14 protein-coding genes and 5 pseudogenes are annotated in these 22,151 nt (G+C 68.9%); 8 read left to right on the top strand and 11 right to left on the bottom strand.

The annotated features are described in order from the left end of the window. Positions 1-681, top strand: a pseudogene (locus tag ACWC09_RS36300) (acyl-CoA dehydrogenase family protein); the annotation flags it as partial. A gap of 142 nt (positions 682-823) precedes the next feature. Here ACWC09_RS36300 and ACWC09_RS36295 read toward each other — a convergent pair. From ACWC09_RS36295 to ACWC09_RS36280, 4 genes are all read right to left on the bottom strand, one after another. Further along, a complete protein-coding gene (locus ACWC09_RS36295) occupies positions 824-2,011 on the bottom strand; it encodes an ABC transporter ATP-binding protein (protein WP_450855287.1) in 1,188 nt (395 codons plus the stop codon). A gap of 89 nt (positions 2,012-2,100) precedes the next feature. Continuing rightward, entirely contained in the window at positions 2,101-2,934 is an 834-nt protein-coding gene (locus ACWC09_RS36290) for a carbohydrate ABC transporter permease (protein WP_450855286.1), read from the bottom strand. Continuing rightward, positions 2,934-3,887 carry a carbohydrate ABC transporter permease gene (locus tag ACWC09_RS36285; RefSeq protein ID WP_450855284.1) on the bottom strand — a complete coding sequence of 318 codons (954 nt, stop codon included), beginning with the start codon at positions 3,885-3,887 and terminating at the stop codon, positions 2,934-2,936. Before ACWC09_RS36285 ends, ACWC09_RS36290 begins: the two co-directional genes overlap by 1 nt. Before the next feature lie 58 nt (positions 3,888-3,945). After that, complete coding sequence (locus ACWC09_RS36280) at positions 3,946-5,175, bottom strand: ABC transporter substrate-binding protein (RefSeq protein ID WP_450855282.1); 1,230 nt, start codon at positions 5,173-5,175, stop codon at positions 3,946-3,948. A 594-nt stretch (positions 5,176-5,769) separates the two neighbouring features. On the opposite strand from ACWC09_RS36280, the pseudogene ACWC09_RS36275 reads away from it, so the two are divergent. Further along, positions 5,770-6,252 (top strand): annotated as a pseudogene (locus ACWC09_RS36275) (IS30 family transposase); the annotation flags it as partial. A 7-nt stretch (positions 6,253-6,259) separates the two neighbouring features. Continuing rightward, positions 6,260-6,502 (top strand): annotated as a pseudogene (locus ACWC09_RS36270) (integrase core domain-containing protein); the annotation flags it as partial. Between the two features lie 518 nt (positions 6,503-7,020). Here ACWC09_RS36270 and ACWC09_RS36265 read toward each other — a convergent pair. The 3 genes from ACWC09_RS36265 to ACWC09_RS36255 are packed head-to-tail and all read right to left on the bottom strand — an operon-like array spanning position 7,021 to position 8,647. Beyond that, positions 7,021-7,995: an NAD(P)-dependent alcohol dehydrogenase gene (locus tag ACWC09_RS36265; protein WP_450855280.1), complete on the bottom strand. Its 975-nt coding sequence runs from the start codon at positions 7,993-7,995 to the stop codon at positions 7,021-7,023. Further along, a complete protein-coding gene (locus ACWC09_RS36260; RefSeq protein ID WP_450855278.1) occupies positions 7,992-8,225 on the bottom strand; it encodes a helix-turn-helix transcriptional regulator in 234 nt (77 codons plus the stop codon). The genes ACWC09_RS36265 and ACWC09_RS36260 overlap by 4 nt, the downstream gene beginning before the upstream one ends. Then, positions 8,219-8,647: a hypothetical protein gene (locus ACWC09_RS36255; RefSeq protein ID WP_450855277.1), complete on the bottom strand. Its 429-nt coding sequence runs from the start codon at positions 8,645-8,647 to the stop codon at positions 8,219-8,221. The genes ACWC09_RS36260 and ACWC09_RS36255 overlap by 7 nt, the downstream gene beginning before the upstream one ends. Positions 8,648-8,766: 119 nt before the next feature. On the opposite strand from ACWC09_RS36255, the pseudogene ACWC09_RS36250 reads away from it, so the two are divergent. Further along, a pseudogene (locus ACWC09_RS36250) lies at positions 8,767-9,466 on the top strand (transposase); the annotation flags it as partial. Between the two features lie 316 nt (positions 9,467-9,782). Here the strand turns inward: ACWC09_RS36250 and ACWC09_RS36245 are convergent. The 3 genes and pseudogenes from ACWC09_RS36245 to ACWC09_RS36235 all read right to left on the bottom strand — a co-directional run. Then, positions 9,783-11,456 carry an ABC transporter permease subunit gene (locus ACWC09_RS36245; protein WP_450855275.1) on the bottom strand — a complete coding sequence of 558 codons (1,674 nt, stop codon included), beginning with the start codon at positions 11,454-11,456 and terminating at the stop codon, positions 9,783-9,785. Next, complete coding sequence (locus ACWC09_RS36240) at positions 11,446-12,360, bottom strand: ABC transporter ATP-binding protein (protein WP_450855273.1); 915 nt, start codon at positions 12,358-12,360, stop codon at positions 11,446-11,448. The genes ACWC09_RS36245 and ACWC09_RS36240 overlap by 11 nt, the downstream gene beginning before the upstream one ends. 410 nt (positions 12,361-12,770) lie before the next feature. Continuing rightward, a pseudogene (locus ACWC09_RS36235) lies at positions 12,771-13,148 on the bottom strand (transposase); the annotation flags it as partial. A 51-nt stretch (positions 13,149-13,199) separates the two neighbouring features. Between ACWC09_RS36235 and ACWC09_RS36230 the strand changes: the two are divergent. Both ACWC09_RS36230 and ACWC09_RS36225 read left to right on the top strand, forming a co-directional pair. Next, positions 13,200-13,328 (top strand): hypothetical protein, encoded by a 129-nt coding sequence (locus ACWC09_RS36230; protein WP_450855295.1) that lies wholly within the window; start codon positions 13,200-13,202, stop codon positions 13,326-13,328. Between the two features lie 810 nt (positions 13,329-14,138). Beyond that, on the top strand, positions 14,139-15,893 hold the full coding sequence (locus ACWC09_RS36225; RefSeq protein WP_450855271.1) for an esterase: 1,755 nt from the start codon (positions 14,139-14,141) through the stop codon (positions 15,891-15,893). A gap of 589 nt (positions 15,894-16,482) precedes the next feature. Here the strand turns inward: ACWC09_RS36225 and ACWC09_RS36220 are convergent. After that, complete coding sequence (locus tag ACWC09_RS36220; RefSeq protein ID WP_450855269.1) at positions 16,483-18,159, bottom strand: RecQ family ATP-dependent DNA helicase; 1,677 nt, start codon at positions 18,157-18,159, stop codon at positions 16,483-16,485. A gap of 703 nt (positions 18,160-18,862) precedes the next feature. Between ACWC09_RS36220 and ACWC09_RS36215 the strand changes: the two genes are divergently transcribed. Beyond that, positions 18,863-20,398, top strand: a complete 1,536-nt coding sequence (locus tag ACWC09_RS36215) for an alpha/beta fold hydrolase (RefSeq protein WP_450855268.1) — start codon at positions 18,863-18,865, stop codon at positions 20,396-20,398. Continuing rightward, the gene (locus ACWC09_RS36210) at positions 20,395-21,993 is read left to right on the top strand and encodes an alpha/beta fold hydrolase (protein ID WP_450855266.1); all 1,599 of its coding nucleotides are present in this window, start codon (positions 20,395-20,397) and stop codon (positions 21,991-21,993) included. The genes ACWC09_RS36215 and ACWC09_RS36210 overlap by 4 nt, the downstream gene beginning before the upstream one ends. Positions 21,994-22,151: the final 158 nt, after the last annotated feature.

Here is a 22,151-nt window from a genome sequence, read left to right as displayed (position 1 = left end):
CACCATCGTCATGGCCCGGACCTCCGGCAGCCCCGGCGACCCGGGCGGCGCCACCATGTTCCTGGTCGACGCCGGCACTCCCGGCATGCGCATCGTCCGGAACATCGAGACTCTGGACGAGTAACTCTTCGCGGGGCACAGCGAGATCCTCTTCGAGAACTGCGTGGTGGGCGAAGAGCAGGTGCTCGGCACGCTGGACCGTGGCTTCGAGGGCGCCGAGGTCCGGGGCTCGGTCCCGCCCGGTTGACGCACTGCATGCGCTGGCTGGGAGCGGTCCGCCGGGCACAGGACGTCGCGCTGGAACGGGCAGGAAGCAGGACGGCGCTCGGCTCGGCGCTGGGAGACCTCGGCATGGTCCAGCAGATGCTGGCCGACTCCGAGATCGACATCGAGGCGAGCCGTGCCCTGATCCTGCGTACCGCTTGGGAGTTGGACACCCGTTCCGCCGCAGCCTCGCAACTCACCTCGGTGTCCAGGACCTTCGTGGCGGAGGCGGTCAACCGGGTGGTCGACCGGGCCGTGCAGATCTGCGGAGCGCTCGATGTCTCGGCCGCCGACGCCCCGCTGGCGCGACTGTTGAGAGAAGCGCGGCCGTTCCGCATCTATGACGGACCGTCGGAGACCCACCGCTTCGCCATAGCCCGCCGCGCGGTGCGACCCTACCGACAGTCGTCGGCGTAGACGACCGGGAGCGTTGCCGGGTACCGACGGAGATCAGCCGTCGGCAGCCGGCCAGGGATTCGTACGGCGCCTCCCTGACCGACATGACCACCACCCCGGCGGCCCTCAAGACATGGCGCAACCGTCCGGCCGCGCGGCATCGTCAAGCTCCGCTCTCGGGATGGGTGAGGTTCGCTCCGGTCGCCGGGTCGAACACGTGCGCCTTGGCCATGTCGACCAGCAACTCCACCGGAGCGCCCTCCCGGGCGCGCGTGGCGGCGTCCAGGCGGGCCACGATCTGCTGGACCTCCGCGCCCGTGTCTCGCAGACCCGAGTCAGCCGCCAGTTCCTCCAGTTCCGTAGTAGTCGCGGATCCGCCCTCCGCGGTGAAGTACACGTACGCGTCGGAGCCCAGCGACTCCAGTACGTCCACGGTGGCGGTGAAGACAGGGCCGCCCCGGCTTGGTCGAGTCGACAGGGCAGCGTCCTCGAAGGCCTCGGGCCGCAGGCCGACGATGACCTCGCGGGGCGCGTTCTGCCGCTCCAGTGCCTGCCTCGTACGGTCATCGAGGGGCAGATCGCCCAGGGGCGAGCGCAACAGGCCGCCGTCCAGGGTGGCGTTGAGGAAGTTCATCGCCGGCGAGCCGATGAAGCCCGCGACGAAGAGGTTGCGCGGCAGGTCGTAGAGCTGTGCGGGTGTGCCGATCTGCTGGACCAGGCCCTGCCGCATCACGACGACCCGGTCGCCGAGGGTCATCGCCTCGGTCTGGTCGTGGGTGACGTACACGGTGGTGGTGCCGAGGCGCCGTTGCAGGCGGGAGATCTGGGTGCGCATCTGCACCCGGAGTTTCGCGTCCAGGTTGGACAGCGGCTCGTCCATCAGGAACGCCTTGGGATCGCGGACGATCGCCCGGCCCATGGCCACCCGCTGACGCTGGCCACCGGAGAGATTCGCGGGTTTGCGGTCCAGGTGCACTGTGAGGTCGAGAATCCGGGCGGCCTCCTCCACCTTGGAGTTGACGGTGGTCTTGTCCACCTTCGCCAGTCGCAGCGGGAAGCCCATGTTCTCGCGCACGCTCATGTGCGGGTACAGCGCGTAGCTCTGGAACACCATGGCGACGTCGCGCTCCTTGGGAGCGAGTTGGTTGACCACCTGGTCACCGATGCGCAGGGTGCCTTCGGTGATGTCTTCGAGTCCGGCGATCATGTTCAGGGTGGTGGACTTGCCGCAACCGGAAGGACCGACCAGGATCACGAACTCGCCGTCGGCGATGTCGAGATCCACGTCCTTCACGGCGAGGGATCCGTCAGGAAAACGCTTCGTGATTCCCTCTAGGGTGATCTCGGCCATGATGGTGCCTCCTTGCCTTCATGCCTTCCGGGTCCGGGTGTCGCGATCGGTGTGGCCCACCAGCGGCCTGCCTGCCGCGGTCGGCCCGGTCACCCCTTGACCGCCCCGGAGGTCAGTCCGGCGACGATCCGCCGCTGGAAGAGCAGAACGAAAATGATGATCGGAATGGTGATCACGACAGCGGCGGCGGCGATGGACCCGGTGGGCTGCTGGAACTGCGAACTGCCGGTGAAGAACGCGATCGCGGCCGGTACCGTGCGCGCGGCCCGGGTGGAGGTCAGCGAGATGGCGAACAGGAAGTCGTTCCAGCAGAAGATGAAGACGAGGATGGCCGTGGTGAACACGCCCGGCGCGGCCAGCGGAGCGATGACCAGCCGGAAGGCCTGCGCGGGTGTGGCCCCGTCCACCTTGGCGGCCTTCTCCAGGTCCCATGGGATCTCCCGGAAGAACGCCGACAGGGTGTAGATCGCCAGCGGCAGGGAGAAGGTCATGTACGGGATGATCAGCCCCACCCACGTGTCGAAGATCCCCACGATGCGCTCGATGTTGAACAACGGGGACACCAGGGAGATCGGGGGGAACATGGCGATCAGCAGCGACATGCCGATGAGGACCCGCTTGCCGGGGAACCGGAGCCTGGCCACCGCGTAGGCGGCCATGGTGCCCAACACCACCGCGATGACCGTGGAGATCAGGGCGATACCGATCGAGTTGATCAGCGCGCGGGTGAATTCGGAGGTCTTGAAGATGCCCCGGTAGTTCTCCCAGGTCCACTGCCTGGGGATGTAGTTGCCATCGGTGAGGGTGCTGGGCGCCTTGAACGACAGCGCGGCGATCCACCACACCGGAAACAGGGCGTACAGCACCACCACCACGTTGATGACACTCCAGCGGGTGGCGTGCGTCCTTCCCACGGCGGCCATCAGCGCTTCACCTCCGCGCCAGGTGCGGCCGCGCCGAAGAGTTTGACGAAGGCGAAGGCGATGATCCCGACCGCGATGAAGATCAGGACCGAGATCGTCGAACCGATGCCCAGGTTCAGCGCGGTGAACAGGTTGTCGTAACCGAGGATCGACACGGAGCCCGTCTCGTGCGCGCCCGAGGTCAGGATGTAGATGTTGTCGAAGATCCGGAACGCGTCCAGCGTGCGGAAGAGCAGCGCCACCAGGATGGCCGGTTTCATCAGCGGCAGCACGACCTTGAAGAACCGCTGCCGGGCGGTGGCGCCGTCCACCATGGCCGCCTTCAGGGTTTCCTCGGGGACCAGCGCGAGACCGGCGAGGAGTAGAAGGGCCATGAAAGGGGTCGTCTTCCACACCTCGGCGAGCACGATCAGCCACAGCGCGGACCACTGGTGGGTCAGCGGGGCCGATCCGCTGGGCAGCAGCCCCGCGAGGTAACCGAGTTGCGGCGTCCAGGCGTACTGCCAGGAGAAGGCGGCGACGACGGTGACGATGCCGTAGGGGATGAGGACCGCGGTGCGTACGGAGCCGCGGCCGAAGATCGTGCGGTGCATCACCAAGGCGAGCCCCATTCCGAGGACCAGTTCGATGGCCACGGACACGCCGGTGACGAACAGCGTCACCCAGAATGCCTCCCACCAGAAGGGGGAGGACAGGACCGCACCGTAGTTGCTCAGGCCCACGAACTTCGCCTGTGCTGGGAAGCGCAGGTCGTACCGCTGCAGCGACAGGTAGACGGCGTATCCGATCGGATACGCGGTCACGGCCAGCATGACGACCACGGCCGGCGAGCAGAGCAGCCAGCCCAGCCGCCGCTCCTGCCTCGCGCCGGCCGAGAGCGCCGCCCGGTCCTGCCTGGCCTGCTTCGCCTCAGGAGGCGGTGGGGATCCGGCCGGTTCCGCCTGCATACTCATCGGGGACCGCCTGACGACGAGACCAGCACTCGGGCGCGCCGGCCGAGGGGGTGGTGGTTCACGGGATCACTCCCTTGGATTGCAGAGCATCGTCGATCTGGTCCCTGATGGTGCGGACCGAACTCACGGGCTTGATACCGGAGGGCGGGGACAGACTGTGGGAGACGGCGATCGACACGTTCTGGTAGGCGGGGGTGAGCGGGCGCACGCTCGCCGATTCCAGGGAAGCCAGCACCTCCTTGGCGAACGGATACGCCTTGACGAACGGCGGCTCGTCGTACAGGCCACGGAGGGTGGGCGGCAGACCGCCGACGATCGCGGCGGTGAGCTGGTTCTCCCTGTTGCGTAGACACAGGGCCGCCTCGAAGGCCAGTCCGGGGTGGCGGGAGTAGGCGCTCACGGCCAGGTCGATGCCGCCGATGGTCGGCCGTGCCGGGCGGTTGGCATCGAACCTGGGGTACGGCGCCCAGCGGAAGTTCTTGAACAGTGCCGGATTGTTGGCCTTCATCGACGGATAGACGAACGGGTAGTTGAGTTCGAAGGCGGCAACCCCGGACTCCATCGCAAGACGGTTCGGGTCCTCCATCTGGTTGGACAGGGAGGGGTCCGCGGCCGGAGAGTGCGCGAGCTCGCGCATGATCCCGGCGGCCCGCACGGCGGGCGGACCGAGGGAGGGCTTCGTCGCCGACGGGTTGAGGATGGAACCGCCCGCGCTGTTGATCAGCGTGTTGAACCAGACGGTCAGGCCCTCGTACTGCGCACCCTGGATCTCCACATAGTGCGGCTTGCCCTGCCGGGCGAGGATACGGGCCATGTCCAGCATCTCGGCCCAGGTCTTGGGCGGGGTGGGCACCAGGTCCTTGCGGTACCACAGGAGCTGGGTGTTGGTGTTGTACGGGACCGCGTACAGCTTGTTCTTCCAGGTCGAGGTCTGCAGCGGTACACGCAGGGTGCCCTCGGTGGCCCGCCGCTTCGCCGCGCCCGTCCACGCGCGGATCCAGCGCGCCTCGGCGAATTCCGCCGCCCAGGTGACGTCCAGGCCCAGGATGTCGAGCGTGTTGTCGTGGGCCGCGAGCCTGCGGACGAGTTGCTGGCGCTGGCCGTCGGCGGCACGTGGGAGCTTGTTGTAGCTGATCCTGTAGCGGCCGTGGGACGCCTGGCTGCACCGATCGGCCGCCTTCTGGAGCGCGCCGGAGTCGTCGGGGAAGTTGTACCAGTTCAAGGTGGGGCGGCCGGACCCCTCGCCGCTGCCGCATGCGGCGAGCGTCGACGCCAGTAGAGGCAGCACGGCAAGTGCCCGCAGCCGTCGCCTCCTTCCCTTGGGACGCCCCCAGACAGGAAGGGGCCGAAAGCCGGACCTCACGTCCACACGCACCACACCTCGCTTCGGGGCCAGTGGTCACGAGAGTCGGATCCCACAGCCGTTCTCTACGCACCGAACGCTAGTCACTACATAGAGGTACAACAAGTACATATACGGGCAAATGGTTGACGTCATTCATTATCTGGCCGAGGCCAGTGACCATCGTCGAGGACACCTGGGGCTCTGATCGCAGCGGAGACCAGGTCTGTGCACTGACCACGACCGAACACCACACATGTCAGATTTCAGCCACGGCAGTGGAGGGCAATGCGCATGTCTTCCGTAGTGTCGCTACGACACAGCTGTGCGGCAGTAGCCACCACCGCTCACACAGCACCATGAGCTGTCCCGCGTTCTGTAGAGTCCGCGGACTGTCCCGAGTTGAGTGGAGTCGAGTCGCTTGGCTTCACGCTACTGGCGGGGTGCGGAGCGGCTCGGCAACAACACGGGCAAGCCGTGCCACGGCACCTACCTCGCCGGATCCTGGTCCAGCAGGCCTGGCGGTGGAACCTCGACTACGTGGTGGAGCGCAAGACCAGGTTCACGATGCTGCTCCACCTGCCCCGAATGGACGGCTTCGGCGTCGAACCGCGGACGAAGAACGGTCCGGCCCTGGCCGGCCGCGGCGCCGAGGCTGTGAAGGATGCGATCGCCGCCACGATCACCACACTGCCCGAGAACCTGCGCCGGACACTGACCTGGGACCGCGGCACAGAGCTGGCCCAGCATGCCCAACTCCGCATCGACACCGGGCTGTAGGTCTACTTTCGCCGACCCGCACAGTCCCTGGCAGCGAGGCACCAACGAGAACACCAACGGACTCCTCCGCCAGTATTTCCCCACGGGAACCGATCTGTCCCGATGGCAGGCCGGCGTCCTTGAGGCCGTCGCCCTCGCACTCAACAACCGCCCCGCAAAACCCTCGGCTGGAAGACCCCAGCCGAAGCCCTCGACCAGCAGCCAATGTTGATCGAACAAGCCGGTGTTGCGACGACCACTTGAGTCCAGGCAGTACACCAGCCGGGCCTTCGCCGACGCCTGCCGCATAGCCGGCGTCCGCCAGTCCATGAGCGCGATCGGCTCCAGCGCGGACAACGCACTCGCCGACTCCTTCAACGCGACGTTCAAACGCGAGACGCTCCAGGGCCGCAAGACCTGGTACAGCGAACGCGATGCCCGCCTCGACGCGTTCGGCTGGCTCAACCGCTACAACACCCGACGCCGTCACTCCCGCCTTGGACAACGCAGCCCCAATGGAGGTGGCCTCGCTGGCCAGGTACAGCCGACGGCGGCGCTCGTCGAAGTGCGGCAGGATCTGCTCGAACTTGGCCCGTAGGGCACGGGCGGCGACGCGGTCTGACGGACACGGGGCCATATCCCAGACACCCACCAACGCTCCTCTACCGAGCACTTATTGAAGTACAGGCCCCCGCGGTGCCGGTGAGGTCTTTGATCCAGATCATCGAGGCGCGCAGGTGGAGGTTGGAGAGGTAGCTTTCCGGTCGTGTCGTACCGGGTGGCGATGCCTCACCAGGCCTTGCGGTCGCTTCCCGGTCGCCTGAGTCGAGGCCGTCGATCTCGGTCGGTTCTGGGCCGTGCCTCCGATCGGACCCACCGTGGTGGGCGCCGGAAACACCGGCCGGCTGAGCGGCCGTACGACCGCCGCCGAGCTCACGGCAGACCGTCCGCTGCCCGATCCGCCCGCCTGACCGCTGCCGCCGGCCCCCAGCTGGGGCTGAACCGGACAGCCGGGCCCGCTGGAGGCGTTCCTCACACGCGGATGGTGATCTTGCCGCGGGCCTGACCGCCCCTCAGATACCGGATGGCCTCGGGGACGTCGGCCAGCGGGTACGTCCGGTGGACGACGGGTTTCACGGAGCCGGCCTCGACCAGGTCCGCGAGGAGCCGAAGATCGTCGTGCTTCTGTGTGGAGACGAGCCCCAGCAGCCGTTGGCCGACGAACGGCGACAGCGTCAGCGCCCGCAGTGTGCGGCCGATGCCGCCGGTCCACTTGCCGCCGCCCTCGCCGCCGACGATGACGAGGGTTCCGCGTGGGGTGAGGGCGCGGCGGAGCCGGTGCAGCGGCCGGTTTCCGGCGATATCGAGGACGAGGTCGTAGCGGCGGGTGCCGTCCGTCGGGTCCTCGCGGGTGTAGTCGATGACCTCGTGCGCGCCGAGGGAGCGGACCATGTCCGTACCGGCCGTGCTGCAGACGCCGGTGACGTGCGCGCCGAAGGCCTTGGCGAGCTGGACGGCGAAGCTGCCCACCCCGCCGGACGCGCCGATGACCAGGACGCGCTGCTCGGCCCGCACGCGTCCGGCGTCCCGCAGGGCCTGCAGGGCGGTACATCCGGACACGGGGATCGCAGCCACCGCCGCGAAGTCCAGGCCCGACGGCTTCGGCGCGAGCCGGTCCTGCTTGGCGCACGCGTACTCGGCGAATGCTCCGTCGCAGGTGCCGTACACCTCGTCGCCGGGCCGGAAGCGGCTCACCCCCGGGCCGACGGTCTCGACGACACCCGCCACGTCCATGCCCCGCACGCGGGGCTTCGACCCGCGCAGGCCGTAGGGCGTGGCGCGGATCAGGTACGGCAGCCCGGCCGTGACGTGCCACACGCCCTGATCGACTGCGGAGGCATGGACGCGCAGCAGCACCTCGCCGCTGCCGGGCGGCGCCGGCTTGGCGACCTCCTCGAGGCGCAGGACTTCGGGCGGTCCGTACCTGTTGTGGACGATGGCCTTCATGGCGCCTCTGTCTCGGATTCGGGGTACTGGAAGACATCTTGGAGCGGAACGGCGAACACCCGGGCGATCTGGAAGGCCATCTCCAGCGAGGGCGAGTAGCGGCCCTGCTCGATGGCGATGACGGTCTGGCGGGTCACGCCGATGCGGCGGGCGAGTTCGGCCTGGGTCATCTCGCCGTGGGCGAACCGCAGGGCCCGGATCGCGTTGGTGACCCTGGTCTGCCTCACCATGGGTGCAGGCCGAACCGGTAGGCGACGATCTTCACCCCGGATGCGAGCAGCGCGGACAGGACGAACGCCAGGTAGATCGCGTTGGCGATCCAGAACTGGTCGGCGCGGGCCATCGCCAGGACGAGCCCGGCTACCCCGCCGATGACCAGGAACGACTGGCCGATGTACGAGCCGAAGCGGTGGATCTCCCCGTCGCGCTGGTCCTTGGTGTGCGCACCCTCGGGCGACACGGTCGACACGATGACGTTCAGCGCGATCGACGCGGCGATTGAGGCCCCGACCGTCCACAACAGCGCTGCCGCATAAGGCGTGTGAGCGAGGGGCGCGTGTCCGCCCCGACCGAGGACGACCGCCAGGTACGCGGCGTACGACGTGATCGTGACCAGGGCCAGGATCCAGGCCCGTTTCTCTTCGAATGCCACTACCGGCTCCCCATGTGAATGGACCTGACACCAGCGAGTGTCAAGCAGCCGCGACATGATGTCAAGATTGCTTTACATCGGTGTTGGCGCTACCGAGTGCCTCCGGTAGATCGTCTTGCGTGACGCGAGGGCAACCGACGGGTGCGGAACGGGAGTTCATCGAGCCGTATCTGCCGATCGGCGAGTACGGCCCGTATCCCGAGCGGTTGCGGCAGCAGTTCGAGGGGGTGATCTGGCGCGCCAAGACGGGCGGGCAGTGGCGGGAGATGCCGCAGGAGTTCAGTGCCTGGTCGACTGTCCACAACCGCTTCCGGCAGTGGCGTGACGCCGGTGTCTTCGAGGCCCTGCTGGAGGGCCTGATCGCGGAAGCGGCGAAGCGGGGTGAGGTGAACCTGTCCCTGGTGAGCATCGCCTCCACCACCGCGCGCGCTCACCACGACACAGCCGGGATGCACCTGGACCAGGACGTCCTCACCGCGCTGGAGAAGGCTGCCGCCGAGGAGGAGAAGGACAAGCCAAAGGGGGGGGGCTCCGAAGGACGAAACGGGCAGGACGCCGAAGCAGATCCCGAGCGGGAGGGGCGCCGACGCACCCGGCGCCGACGCAGACCTCCGCCTGAAGGCCGCCCTCCTGGGACGCTCCAGGGGCGGGCAGACCAGCAAGGTCCACCTCGCCGCCGACCGCACGTGCCGCCCGCCGGCGTTCGTGCTGACCGCGGGCCAGGCCGCGGACAGCCCGCAGTTCATCCCTGTGCTGGGCAAGGTACGGGTCCGCGGTCCACCCGCGGTGGTGCGGCAGCACCAGCTGAGTACGGCCGCGAGGCTGGTACCGGACAACGGCACGGTGACCATGCCGTCCTTCTCGGTCACGATCTCTTCCTCCGCCGGCGGGCGGAGGTCGTCGCCGCCGCCCGGGTGTTCATCCCGGGGGACGGCCTCTTCCAGGTAGGACCAGGTGTTGTTGTGGCAGCGGATCCTGGCTGCGCCGACTCCGGCTGCCTTGGCCATGTCGTTGCGGAAGCTGCTGTAGCTGCGCGGCCAGTCGTTGTGGTTCTCCTTGCCTGAAGACCGTCCGTGCCGAGGTCGACCTGCCGGGCTGACTGTCCGGGGTCAAGCGGGCGGGCGAGGCCTGACCCTCAAGCGGCCATCAGGTCGCGTCGGCGGAACGCGGTGAGGCCGGCCGCCGCTGCGAGCACGCCCATCCCGGTGAGCGCAGTGATGGCGGTCCAGTTCAGATCCGCGGCGGGGACAGGGCCGAGGTGCGTGAGCACGGCCGTGTCCAGCAGCCAGTGGTTGCTGGAGATGCTCGATCCGATGATCTCGATGAGGAACGACCACAGGACCAGGCCGTAGAGGACCGGCATGGCGAGCCGCGGGACCAACCCGTACAACAGGGCTCCCAGACCGAGCACGAACAGAGCCGGGATCGCGGTGTTGAGACCGGCCTGGAGCATCGCGGGGAAGTCGACCTCGCTGTGGCGGGAGGCTAGGCCGAGCCAGCCGCCGACGGCGGTGGCGAGGCCGGCAACGAATACGAAGACCACGGCGAAGCCGAGCCGCTCGGCCAGCCAGGCCGTCCTGGTGACACGGCGGGCGAGGAGGTGGTCCAGATGGCCGTCGGCCTCCTCACCGCGCAGGGCGGATATCTGACCGGCCGCCGCGAAGGCGAGAAGGGCGGCGATGTAGAGGAACTCGTATCCGATCCACGCCGCCTCGGGGCCGCCGGGGTGTGCACCGAGATTGCCCAGCTGCTGCTCGATCGAGCCGACGGCGACTTCCCCGGACGCGGCGGATCGGGCGACCACGCCGAAGACCAGCGCGAGCGCTCCGAGGCCTGCCGTCCACGAGAGCACGGCCCAGCGTTCCAGGTGGACGGCGAGGACGCCGGCGCCGCCGAGGAACCGGGTGCCCGCCCTCGGCGGCCGGGAGCGGGTCAGTACGGCCGCTCCGATGTCGCGGCGTCCGGCGAGCGCGATCGCCGCCCAGGTGGCCCCGGCGGTGAGCAGGAGGATGGGAAGAAGGGCGAGGGCTTGCGAGCCGGTGAGCGGCCGGAGGTTCTCGATCCAGCCGAGCGGGCTCGCCCAGCGCAGCCAGGACTGCCCCGTGCCGGCGTCGGCGATCATGCGGATCAGGTAGCAGGCGGCGAAGACGAGGGCGGCCAGGCCGTTGGCCTGACGGCGGGTCGGGGCGAGCTGACTGGCGAGTGCGCCCACGGCGAGGAACATGGCGGCGCCGACGGTGGTCGCGGTCGCGTAGAACAGCGATGCCGAGACGGTGAAGCCGACCTTGCGGTTGAGCCCCGCGACGACCGTGAAGGCGGAGGTCAGTCCCCACAGCACGAACCATCCGGCCCCGATTCCGGCCAGAGCCTGGGCCGTCGCCTGACGTCGCGAGGTGCGGCCGGCCAGGAGCAGCTCCCAGCGTCCGGTGTCCTCTTCCCGCCGCAGCAGACGGGTGGCGGCGAGCAGCCCCCAGATGGCGCCGACGATGATCAGCAGCCCGAACAGGCGCCACGCCACGAACCCGCCGATGGTGTCCACCTGCCGGGCGGGGCCGATGATCGCGGCCAGGCCGTTGTTGGCGCCGAGGGTGTGGGCGAACTTCTCTCGCGAGGAGGCCGTGGGGAAGTTCCGCCGCCAGCTGAGCGCCTCGTTCAGGATCAGCACACCAAACAGGGCACCCCACACGGCGGCCGACCGCGCCGCGCGCCTGGCGGTCAGCACCGCCACGGTGCGGGCAGCTCTGCGCTCGCCGGGGCCCGTGCGCCGGACGGTCCCCGGGTGGGCCCAGAATCCGGTTTCAAGCCGCACGGGACTCACCGGACCGTGCCGCGGGTTCCCGGCCGTAGTGGGCAAGGAAGAGCTCCTCCAGCGAAGGCTCGCGGCTGAGCAGCTGGTGCACGCCGGACGCGGCGAGCACCCCGAGCAGCGGCTCGACCGAGCCGACCACCTGGCAGCGGACCTTGTTGCCCTCGACGGCCACGGCGGTGACTCCCGGGATCTTCGACAGGTCCGGGGGCGCGGTGTCGAAATCGGCATCGATCGACAATGCGGACAAGTGCCGCATCTCCGCGAGAGTCCCCACCTCGACCAGTTCACCGGCGCGCAGGATCGCCACCCGGTCGCTCAGCGCCTCGACCTCGCTGAGGATGTGCGAGGAGAGGAAGACCCCCTGCCCGCGGTCACGCGCCTCACGGACGCATTCCCGGAACGTCTCCTCCATCAGGGGATCCAGACCGCTGGTCGGCTCGTCGAGAATCAGAAGGTCGGCCCGGGAGCTCAGCGCGGCGATCAGCAGGACCTTCTGGCGGTTGCCCTTCGAGTACGCGCGCACACGTTTCGAAGGGTCGAGCTTGAACCGCTCGATCAGCTCCTTCCGGTATGGCTCGTCGACCCGTCCTTGCACCCGGCCCAGCAGGTGCAGCGTCTGTGCACCAGTCAGTTGCGGCCAGAGGTTCGCCTCGCCGGGCACGTAGGCGACGCGTCGGTGTGCCTGCGCCGGGTGGGCCTGGGCGTCGACGCCGAAGATCTCGGCCTGTCCCGCGTCGGCGCGGATCAGCCCGAGCAGGCAGCGGATCGTGGTGGTCTTCCCGGCGCCGTTGGGCCCCAGGTAACCGAGGACCTCTCCTTCGGTGACCTCGAGATCGAGCGGCCGGAGGGCGACCGCGGAGCCGAATGACTTCGCCAGTCCGGTGGTACGGATTGCCAGCGCCATCGCTGCCTCCCGACAACCGATGGATCCTTCTCGGGCACCGGCTCGAAGACGGGCTCCGCCCGGTACTCACACCACCAGCCTGGTCGCGTGGCGCTCCGGCCGGTAAGGGCCGAACGGCCCCGCACCCCTGGGCAGGGCGGCCCGTACAGCTCCTGCGCCGAGCGCTGAGGAGAGCGCCCCTTGAGAGGCAATGCCGTGACTCTGTTGGTGATCTCGGGCGTCAGGCGATCGCGAATCCGGCTGTGGTGCAGAGAGTTCGGAAGCGGGGTGCCCGGCGGGCCGATGGGGCGGTGTCGTTCCAGTCTGCGAGGCGGCTGTGGTTGCGGGCCATGGCTGTCAGGACGTGCTGCACGTGGGTGCGGGCCAGGCCTCGATAGCGGGCTCTGCGTAGGCCGTGGGCGGACGTTCTGCGAGAGGGTGGCTTCGATGCCGGCGCGGATCGCGTACCGGCGTTGCCACTGCTCGGTCTGCTGGTCGAGCCGATTGCGCATCTGGATCTCGTGCAGCAGCCGCGGCAGCACCGCGACCGAGCGGGAGCGAGTGGTCGAGGAGGTGCACCGTGCGCGACCTGGGCAGGGCCTGCAGTCGATTTCGGCGAAGCGGGCCTGAAAGTAGGTGTGACCGGAGATGTTCAGCTTGGTCCAGGACGCACTCATCGCGCCGCGCGGGCAGATGGCCTGCTCGTTGACCCAGTCGATGGTGGAAAGCCGCCTTGTCGAAGCCCGAATCCGCTGTGGCCTGGCGGCTGTGGTCCGCAAGGACCGGCCGAGCAGCGTGATCCCGTGCACGCGCTGAGCCCGCTCGATGTGGGCGGGTGAGAGGTAGGCGGTGTCCACGATGTGCTCGGCCGGAGCCAGGCGGCGCGTGGCGAGATCGTCGTGGATCTTCTCGGTCAGCTGCCCGTCCTGGACGGGAGCAATGGTGGTGGCCACATGTACCACCAGGTGCGGCAGATCCTGATCACATGACTCGGTGACATGAACCCGGTAGCCGCTCCAGTCGACATCGCGTTTGACGCAGTAGTGCGCGTCCGTGTCATGCGGGGAGTCGAAGCCCTGCACGCACAGGTACAGGCCTGGCAGGAAGCCACCGCGATCCGCGCCTACTGCGACGCACTCGAAGACCTTCACCCCATTCCTGAGGCGGCTGGAGCAACCGCTCCCTGGATCGCCTGGGCCCGGGCCTATGCCGATCGCATTGACCCCGTACCCAGAACCAAGGACTGCTGGAGCCTCCGGCGCCCACACCAGAAGACCTGCGCCCTTTCCTCCATGGCTGGGGGAGGCCGGTCCGAGCGCCGCTATCTGTGACGAAGCGGCCCGGCCCGGGCACGTACTCGCGTCGCGTGCCCGTCACGATGTCGGCGTGGACGATGGCGTTGAACGAGTCGCCCTCCGTGACGTGCAGGTGCTTGGTGCGAAAGGCGATCAGGGCGTAGTCAGGCGCGGTCTTGCGCGGGGTTCTGCCGCAGCCGTTCGTCGGCGCGGTGACTGTGGGGCGGGTGGCCCATTTCGTCGGGGTGGCCCTTGCGGCCCTCTGTGGACAGGCCTTGATCGTGTGCCTCCACGGGGCATACCGGGCAGGCACCCTCGCACGGCGAGCCTTCTAACAAAATTATCATCGAAATTGTCAACAATCATGGCCTCCGGCTTATGATCCCGCCCTACAGTCTTGGACTCGTATGAGCCGCACAGCCTGACTTGCCCGCGCTGTCGCCCGGGTGGTGGTGCGCGGGCACGGCTGTGACCACGTAACCCGCTTCACGAGGAGGTCTACGGGTGGACATCAACCGCAGAACGGTTATCCGGAGCGCCACGGGCGTCGCAGCCCTGGCCGCGTTCGGAATCGCCGAGGGCGGGACAGGCACGGCTTTCGCCGGCACCTCATCGTCGAGCAGCTCGTCGGGTACGTCCTCGGCGTACTCGCTGGAGTTCGACTCCACGGCCTGGTCGTACGACTCGACCAACGACGTGTACTACCAGATAGGGAAGATGTACGTCGCGAACCCGGCCGCGACGGACTACGAGAACCTGTCGATCTACGTGCCGGGCGCCTATCTGAAGGCCACCCCGAACAGCGACGGCACCACGTACACCGCGACGCTCAACCCGAAGGGCACTGTCGGCGCCTACTCGGGACGCACGGCGCCGATCGTGATCCCGGTCAACACCCCCGGCTACGCCGGGCAGAAGCCGGCCACGTCCTACAGCTACAGCAGCGTGTCGCAGTACCTCGCGGCCGGGCTCATCTACGTGTGGCCGGGCCTGCGCGGCCGGGACAGCTCGACCAGTACCCGCTCCGACGCGGCCCCCTGGGGCGTGACCGACCTCAAGGCCGCGGTCCGCTTCCTCCGGTACAACCAGGACGTCCTGCCCGGCAGCACGGACGACATCGTCCTGTTCGGCATGAGCGGCGGCGGCGCCCAGGACACCGTGGCGGGCACGTCCGGTGACAGCCCCCTGTACCACCCGTACCTGCGCACGATCGGCGCGGCCATGGAAGACGCCAACGGCCGACCCCTCAGCGACGCGGTCGCCGGCGTCATGGCCTGGTGCCCGATCACCAACCTGCAGGAGGCCAACCTGTCCTACGAGTGGAACATGGGCCAGTTCGCCTCGACCGCCACGCGCGCATCCGGCACCTGGACCAGCGCCTACTCGACGGACCTCGCGAAGGCCTGGCCCAAGTACCTCAACCGCCTTGGCCTGCGCGACGAGCACGGCAGGCGCCTGAAGCTGACCGAGTCCAGCAGCGGCATCCACCTGGCCGGCAGCTACTACGACCACCTGATCGAGGTGATCACCACCTCGCTGAACAACTTCCTGGCCGACAACACCTTCCCGTACACCATCACGACGCAGGGCGGCCCGCCCGGATCGGGTTCGACGGGGTCCTCGACCACGTACGAGACGGTCGACGACTACATCGCCTACCTCAACACCAGCAGCACCTGGGTCACGTACGACTCCACGACCAACACCGTGACGGTGTCCGGCCTTGAGGGCTTCGTGCAGAGCCAGAAGACGGGGAACAAGCCGGTCGGCGCGTTCGACGGGTACTCCCGCGGGCAGGGCGAGAACAGCGTCTTCGCGATGGGGCTCAACGCCCCGTCGCACTTCGCGCCGCTCACCCGTGACGTCATCAAGGCGAACGAGGCGACGTACGCCACGTACTCCGACTGGGACTCCGCCTACGGCGCCTCGGCGTACGACAGCGACTTCGCCCAGAAGGACAGCGTCGGCAAGGACATGGCCTGGCGGGCCGACGCGTACAACCCGCTGTACTTCCTCTCGCCCGCCTTCGGCGGCTACCGCCGGTCGCAGGTGGCGCGGCACTGGCGCATCCGCACCGGCATCATGCAGGGCGACACGGCCAACACGACCGAGATCAACATCGCGCTGGCCCTGCAGAACTACGGCATCCGCGACGTCGACTTCGCCACCGTGTGGGCCCAGGGACACACCCAGGCCGAGCGCACCGGTGACTCGACGACGAACTTCATCAGCTGGGTGGAGTCCGTCGTCAAGAAGTGATCGTCAGTTCGGACAGCCCGGGCGCCTGACCGATAAGCCTCGATCTGGCGCCCGGCACCGAACCGGAGGCGCTCCCGACAGCACAACCTTCCGCACTGCCCGGCGACTTGACTGTTCCGCAAGCTGCCACCGGCAGCTTCATGCCAAAGATGGCAGATGGTCCCGCACTCGACGCGCACCCGCCGTCCGGCACGTGACTTCCAGCGGCGCACCACCAGCGCCGAGGCGATGGTCCATTGGTCGATGGCCATGGGCATGCCCCGCCGCCTGGCAACGGGCCAGGGTCAACCGGCTCGGAGCCGACCTACCGGGCGTTCCGGCTTTTCCTGTGGGGCGGCACACACGCAATCAACGTCAACGCGCTGCAGGCCTACCACCTTGTTGACGAACGCACCGCCGAGCCCGGTCCCCGTCCGTCCCGCCTCCGCAGGCTCGTGGAGTTCCTGGCAAGCCTGCGTTGAAAGGCTGCCGGTTCTCACGGGACTCTCCGCCCGCAACAGTCAAGCCGAAAGCTTCTGCTCCGGATGTCGGGCTTGATGTGCATGCGATGGAATGTGCACCGACGGAATGCGAGCCCCGCAGCCGTCGGTCACTCCTGGATCGGTGTGAGCAGGGACTTCTCCAGGATCACCGGAAGCGACAGGGTGCGGTAGCCGACCGAGGCGAACAGTACGGTGATCCGGTGGTCCTCCTCACTGAGGACCTCGCCGTCCCCCCACTGGGGGTGGCGGACCCGGGCACCGGACGCGAACGCGTGGTCGCGGCCTTCGGGCGAGGCGGTACGTGGGCGCGGCAGGTCTGGAAGGGCTTCGGCCCGGGCACCCGCTTGCTGCAGGCACCTGTCGCAGTTGCCGCAGCGGGTGTGCAACTGCTCGCCGAAGTAACCGAGCAGGAATCGCCGCCGGCAGCCGGTGGTCTCGGCCAGGCCGCGCATCATCTCGACCCGCGAGCGTTCCAGTCTCTCGTGCGCGGCGCCACGCCTCACGGCCTGATCGACTGCGTCTCCCTGATCGACACCGGGCACCCGGGACACCTTTCCGCGCTCCACGGTGACGGCCCCGGCCTGCTCCAGCAGATTGAGCACCGCGGTCAGTCTGCCGGCGGACAGACCGGTCTTCTGCTGGAGCTCTGTGGGTGTCACCGTTGTCCTGTGCTCCCACACACTGCGGGCGACCCTCTTGACCGTGTCAGGATCCGGACGGCCGGTGGAGAAGAACTTCTGCAGTCCGAGATCCTCTTTGCGGTAATGCAGGATCGCCCGGGCCGCCGCACCGTCCCGTCCCGCCCGGCCTATCTCCTGGTAGTAGGCGTCGAGCGAGCCGGGCACCGAAGCGTGCAGGACGAACCGCACGTCGGGTTTGTCGATCCCCATACCGAACGCCGAGGTGGCCACCACCACGTCCAGCTCTCCAGCCAGGAAACGGTCGTGCACCGCGGCGCGTTCGGACGAGCGGGTTCCCGCGTGGTACGCGGCCGCGGCCAGGCCGAGTTGGCTCAGCTCCGCGGCGTACGTCTCGGCGTCCTTGCGCGTCGCGGCGTAGACGATGCCCGGCTTGGGCTCGGCGGCCGCCCGCTCCACCACCGATCGTCGTTTGGCTGCGTCATCGAGGAAGTGGGTCACCTCCAAGCGGATGTTGGGCCTGTCGTAGCCCGCCGCCACCTCCCGGACCTTGCGCATGCCCAGCTGTTCGACGATGTCGGCGCGCACCGGTGCCGCGGCGCTGGCGGTGAGCGCGAGGATCGGAGGGCGCCCGACGCTCTCCGCGGCCTGCCGAAGCCTGAGGTAGTCGGGCCGGAAGTCGTGACCCCAGGACGACACGCAGTGTGCCTCGTCCACGACGAACAGGGATGGCTTCAGTGCGCTCAGTCGCTCCAACACCTCCTGCTTGGCCAGCTGTTCCGGGGCCAGAAACAGAAACCGCGCTTCGCCGCTGCTCATGCTCGCCCAAGCCCGCTCGTTCTGCGTCTGGCTCATCGACGAGTTGATCGCCGCCGCGGTCTGGCCACCTCTCCGTAGCAGCCCGGCGACCTGGTCCCGCTGGAGGGCGATCAACGGAGACACCACGAGCGTCGGACCGGGCAGCAGTGTGCCCGGCACCTGATACACGGCCGACTTGCCTGAACCGGTCGGCATGACCACGATGGCATCCCGGCGGGCCATGACCGCCTTCATCCCAATGAGCTGGCCGGGGCGCAGTTGGTCCCACCCGAAGACCCTTCGCGCCGCTCTGCGTAGCCGGCGGGCGGCGAACAGCCTGGTCAGCATGGAACTCCCTGTGCAGTCCAGCGCGCCGGGGTGACCCGACCGCGCGTTCTTCGGTCTACTACGGCTCTGCGGCGGGCCGCTGCGGCCGCGGCGATCCGCCCGGTGACAGTAACGCAGGAGGCGGACCGTCCCCTGTGGCGTCCGCCTCGGGCGGCCACGCACGGCCGTCACCCGATGTCGAGGAACCGATGTTGCGCCGTGGGTACAAGTGCCCGTTGGTCAAGGAACGACTCGCAGATCTGGTTCGACACAAGCAATCACTCGGGACGGTACGCCCTTCGCGTGCTCCCCGAGCTCGATCCACAGGTCGTGAGCATGGCTCCCTCGACTGGCCAGGCCCTGTCATCGGGCCGACATCCGGCTCTCGTTGCCCAGCGGTTTCTCCTTCCCAGCCGGACCGCTTCGGACGGGCCCGCGGCCGTTGCCTGCCGGGTTGCTCCGAGTGGAGTCCACCGGTGGCGTGCCTGCCCTGTCGAACACAGGCTGACGCTCGTGGCCATGCTCGCGCTGATCATGCGGCGGCGGGCGCAGCCGGACGGTGTCTTTCACGACGGGACGCCGGGAGTCAAGTAGGCAGGAGTGACGACACCGGATGAGCGAACAGGGCAACACAGCGGGCCGTCTGCCGTCGGTTGGGGACAGCGGGGGGTTGCTGCGGCAGCGGAGGGCCCAGCACGCGAACTGCCGCTTTCGGGGCGCACGCATGGCAGTGACCCTCGCCGCCGCTGGCCTGGCACTCCTGGGTGCCGCCGGTCCGACACCGGGCAGCGCCGCACCCGCGCCCATCGCCGGGGGAGGCGCGGGAGGCCCGGCGCGGTTCGTACCGGGCCCCTGTCCGAAGACACCTGAGCCGATCCCCGGGCGGTGCGGGGTCCTGGAGGTGCCCGAGAGCCGAGCCCATGGCGGCGGGCGAACCATCAGGCTGACCGTCGCCATCGTGGCGGCGACGTCGAAGAGGCCGGCCCGGGACCCGGTGGTGTTCATGGAAGGAGGCCCGGGCGGTGACGCGATCGGGGCCATTCCCTTTCTGGTCGCCTCGCACGTGAACCAGGACCGCGATCTGATCGTCATGACCCAGCGTGGCGGGCCTTACTCCCAGCCGCACCTGTCCTGCCCGGAGATCGACCGGTTTAACGCGAAGGCTGTGGGGCTGCCGTACGACGCGCCCTCGACCGGGCGGCTCCTGGTGCGCGCGGCGAAGGAGTGCCGGGATCGTCTGACGGCCAGGGGTGTCGAGTTGAGCGCCTACAACACCACCGAGAACGCCGCCGACTTCGCCGCCCTGCGTCAGGCGCTGGGGATCAGCAAGTGGAACGTCTACGGATACTCCTACGGCACCGATCTGGCCCTCACCTATCTGCGCCTGCACCCTGAGGGCGTCCGCTCGGTGGCCATCGACTCGGTCGCCCCGCCGCAGATCGTGAGCCTGCCGTGGACCTGGGACAGTGCCCGGGAGGGGATTGAGGCGATCTTCGAGGCGTGCGAGGCACAGCCGCGCTGCAACAGTCGCTACCCGCACCTTTCGCACACGCTCGCGCAGCAGGTCCGGCGCCTCGAGGCCCACCCCTTGACGCTGACGGTGCCGCCGCCCGGAGACGGGAACCCGGTCAGGGTCGTTCTCGACGGGGGCACGCTGGTGAACCTCCTGGTCGCCGACGGCGGCGCGTTGCCTGCCGTCGACGTGCCGGCGGCACTCGACGAACTCGCCCGCGGTAATCCGCGGCGCATCGCGCAGGTGCAGGCGGCCGGTGCGACGGCCGCCATCGGCGAGTTCGCATACGGACTGACGCATTCGGTCGCCTGCGCCGAGTGGGTGCCGGGCTCCACGAAGTCCGACCTTCTCGCGGCAGGACGCCGGGCTTTCCCCGGATGGCCGGACACGGTGCTCGCCCAGGCGCCCCAGCTTCCCTTCGAGTACGACCTGTGCCGCGCCTGGCACGTCCCGGACCGCACCGCGATCCAGCGCAAGGCCACCTTCAGCAAGGTGCCGACGCTGATCATCTCCGGAACGTTCGACGCGAAGACCGGGGCGAGCTGGGGGCCGTACACCGGCCGCACGCTGGCTCGTTCGACTGCCGTGCAGATTCCCGGGATCGGCCACTTCGTCGTCCCCCAGTCGCCCTGCGCGCAAGACGTCCTTGCCTCCTTCCTCGCGCATCCGACCGCGCCCGACACTCGGTGCGTGGCAGGCCTCGCACCGGCACCCTTCACCATCACCCCCACCCCGGAGAGCACATGATGTCCCTGGGCATGTCCCGCCACCGGCGCCCGTCACGCCGGCTCCCCGCCACGCTGGCCGGCGCCACGGCCGGTGTCCTCGTCGCCGGTCTGGCCGCGATGCCCGCACAAGCCGGGTCAGGTGGCGCGACACCGCTCGGTAGGCTCGCCCGGACCGTGGGCGACGCCCACTTCGCGCCGGGCCCCTGCCCCAGGACGGCGGATCCGATCCCCGCTCTGAAGCAGGCCCACTGCGGGACCCTCACCGTCCCTGAGAAACGGTCCCGGGCGGGGCACAAGGGCCGCAAGATCACTCTCGCGGTCGCGATCATTCCCGCGGCCACTCGGGGACCGGCGCCCGACCCGATCGTGTGGCTCGCCGGCGGCCCCGGCGACGACGCGGTCTCCGAGATCCCGCTGGCCCTCGCCGGCGGCCTGAACCACGACCGCGACGTCATCTTCATGTCGCAGCGCGGGACCTACTCGGCCGACCCGCAGCTCACCTGCCCGAACGTCGATGAGTTCAACGCGCGTGCCCTCGACCTCGTGTTCGGTGCACCGTCCACCGGACGCCTGCACGTCCAGGAGACGCGCAAATGCCGCGAGCAGTTGGTGAACCGCGGGGCCGATCTCAGCGCCTACAACGGCACTGAAAGCTCCGCCGACTACGACGGTCTGCGCCGCGCACTGGGCATCAGGCAGTGGAACGTGTTCGGCATCTCCTACGGCACCGACCTGGCGCTGCAGTACTTGCGCCTGCACCCCGAGGGCATCCGGTCGGTCGGTATCGACGGCGTGCTGCCGCCCTCGCTGGCCGGCGGAGCCGTGACCTGGAAGGCCGCACGCGAGGGCTTCGACGGCATCTTCCGTGCCTGTCGCGAGCAGGCCGCCTGCAACGCCCGCTACCCCCACCTCGAAGCCACCTTCGAACGCCTCGTCAGTGAACTCGAGGCCCGACCGGTCACCACCTCGGTCACCGTCCCGGGCCACACAAGGCCGGTGAAGGTCGTCCTGGACGGCGGAGTCCTCGTGAACTGGCTGACCTCCGCCAGCCACCTGGCGGCCGGAGTACCGCGCTCCATCGATGAACTGGCCCATGGCAACCCGCAGCGGATCGCGGAGCAGTGGGCGGGCGGCAAGCTCAGCCCGCAGGCCATCGGACGGGTCTCCCACGGGCTCGCCTTCGGCGTCTTCTGCAGCGAGTGGACACCGTACGAGAGTGAAGCCGACGTACTGCGAGCGGGGCGGCGCCTGTTCCCGTCGTTCCCGCGCTCGGTTCTGGCCAACGCCCCGCAGCTCGCCTGGATGCACCCGGACTGCCGCGCCTGGGACGTTCCCGCCGCCCCACCCTCGATCCGCGAGGTCACCCGCAGCGACATCCCGACCCTCGCGCTGTCCGGCGGATTCGACGCCCAGACCGCTCCGAGCAACGGACCCTACGCCGCGCGCACGTTGAGCCGGTCCACTGCGGTGACCATCCCGTACGTCGCCCATGTGGTCTTCGCCGACTCCACGTGTGCCCAGACGATCACCCGCTCGTTCTTCGACACTCCGACGAAGCCGAACACGGGATGCCTCGCGGGTCTGCGACCGCCCGCCTTCGAGATCGCCCCGTAGCCCTCCTCAGCCACCGTCCCGGCAGGGCGTGGAACTGGCGGGCGCCGGCGAGGTGGGCCGCATCCACTGCCGCAGACCGACGCTGTGACGCCGGTACCGGTCGCTGAGGTCAGGGACCTGCTCGACCGACGTCCGCCGCCGGCACCCGGCACGCTCGC

This window comes from Streptomyces sp. NPDC001617, from assembly GCF_053596855.1.
Note: the sequence above shows the minus strand (reverse complement) of the source record. Positions and strands in the feature narration are given on the sequence as shown.

What these genes read in the sequence shown, in the direction of transcription:
- ACWC09_RS36295 (WP_450855287.1), bottom strand. Translation starts at nt 2,011, where the DNA reads ATGGCCGAGATCACCCTAGAGGGAATCACGAAGCGTTTTCCTGACGGA.
- ACWC09_RS36290 (WP_450855286.1), bottom strand. Translation starts at nt 2,934, where the DNA reads ATGGCCGCCGTGGGAAGGACGCACGCCACCCGCTGGAGTGTCATCAAC.
- ACWC09_RS36285 (WP_450855284.1), bottom strand. Translation starts at nt 3,887, where the DNA reads ATGAGTATGCAGGCGGAACCGGCCGGATCCCCACCGCCTCCTGAGGCG.
- ACWC09_RS36265 (WP_450855280.1), bottom strand. Translation starts at nt 7,995, where the DNA reads ATGAAGGCCATCGTCCACAACAGGTACGGACCGCCCGAAGTCCTGCGC.
- ACWC09_RS36260 (WP_450855278.1), bottom strand. Translation starts at nt 8,225, where the DNA reads ATGGTGAGGCAGACCAGGGTCACCAACGCGATCCGGGCCCTGCGGTTC.
- ACWC09_RS36240 (WP_450855273.1), bottom strand. Translation starts at nt 12,360, where the DNA reads ATGGCGCTGGCAATCCGTACCACCGGACTGGCGAAGTCATTCGGCTCC.
- ACWC09_RS36220 (WP_450855269.1), bottom strand. Translation starts at nt 18,159, where the DNA reads ATGCTGACCAGGCTGTTCGCCGCCCGCCGGCTACGCAGAGCGGCGCGA.
- ACWC09_RS36215 (WP_450855268.1), top strand. Translation starts at nt 18,863, where the DNA reads ATGGCAGTGACCCTCGCCGCCGCTGGCCTGGCACTCCTGGGTGCCGCC.
- ACWC09_RS36210 (WP_450855266.1), top strand. Translation starts at nt 20,395, where the DNA reads ATGATGTCCCTGGGCATGTCCCGCCACCGGCGCCCGTCACGCCGGCTC.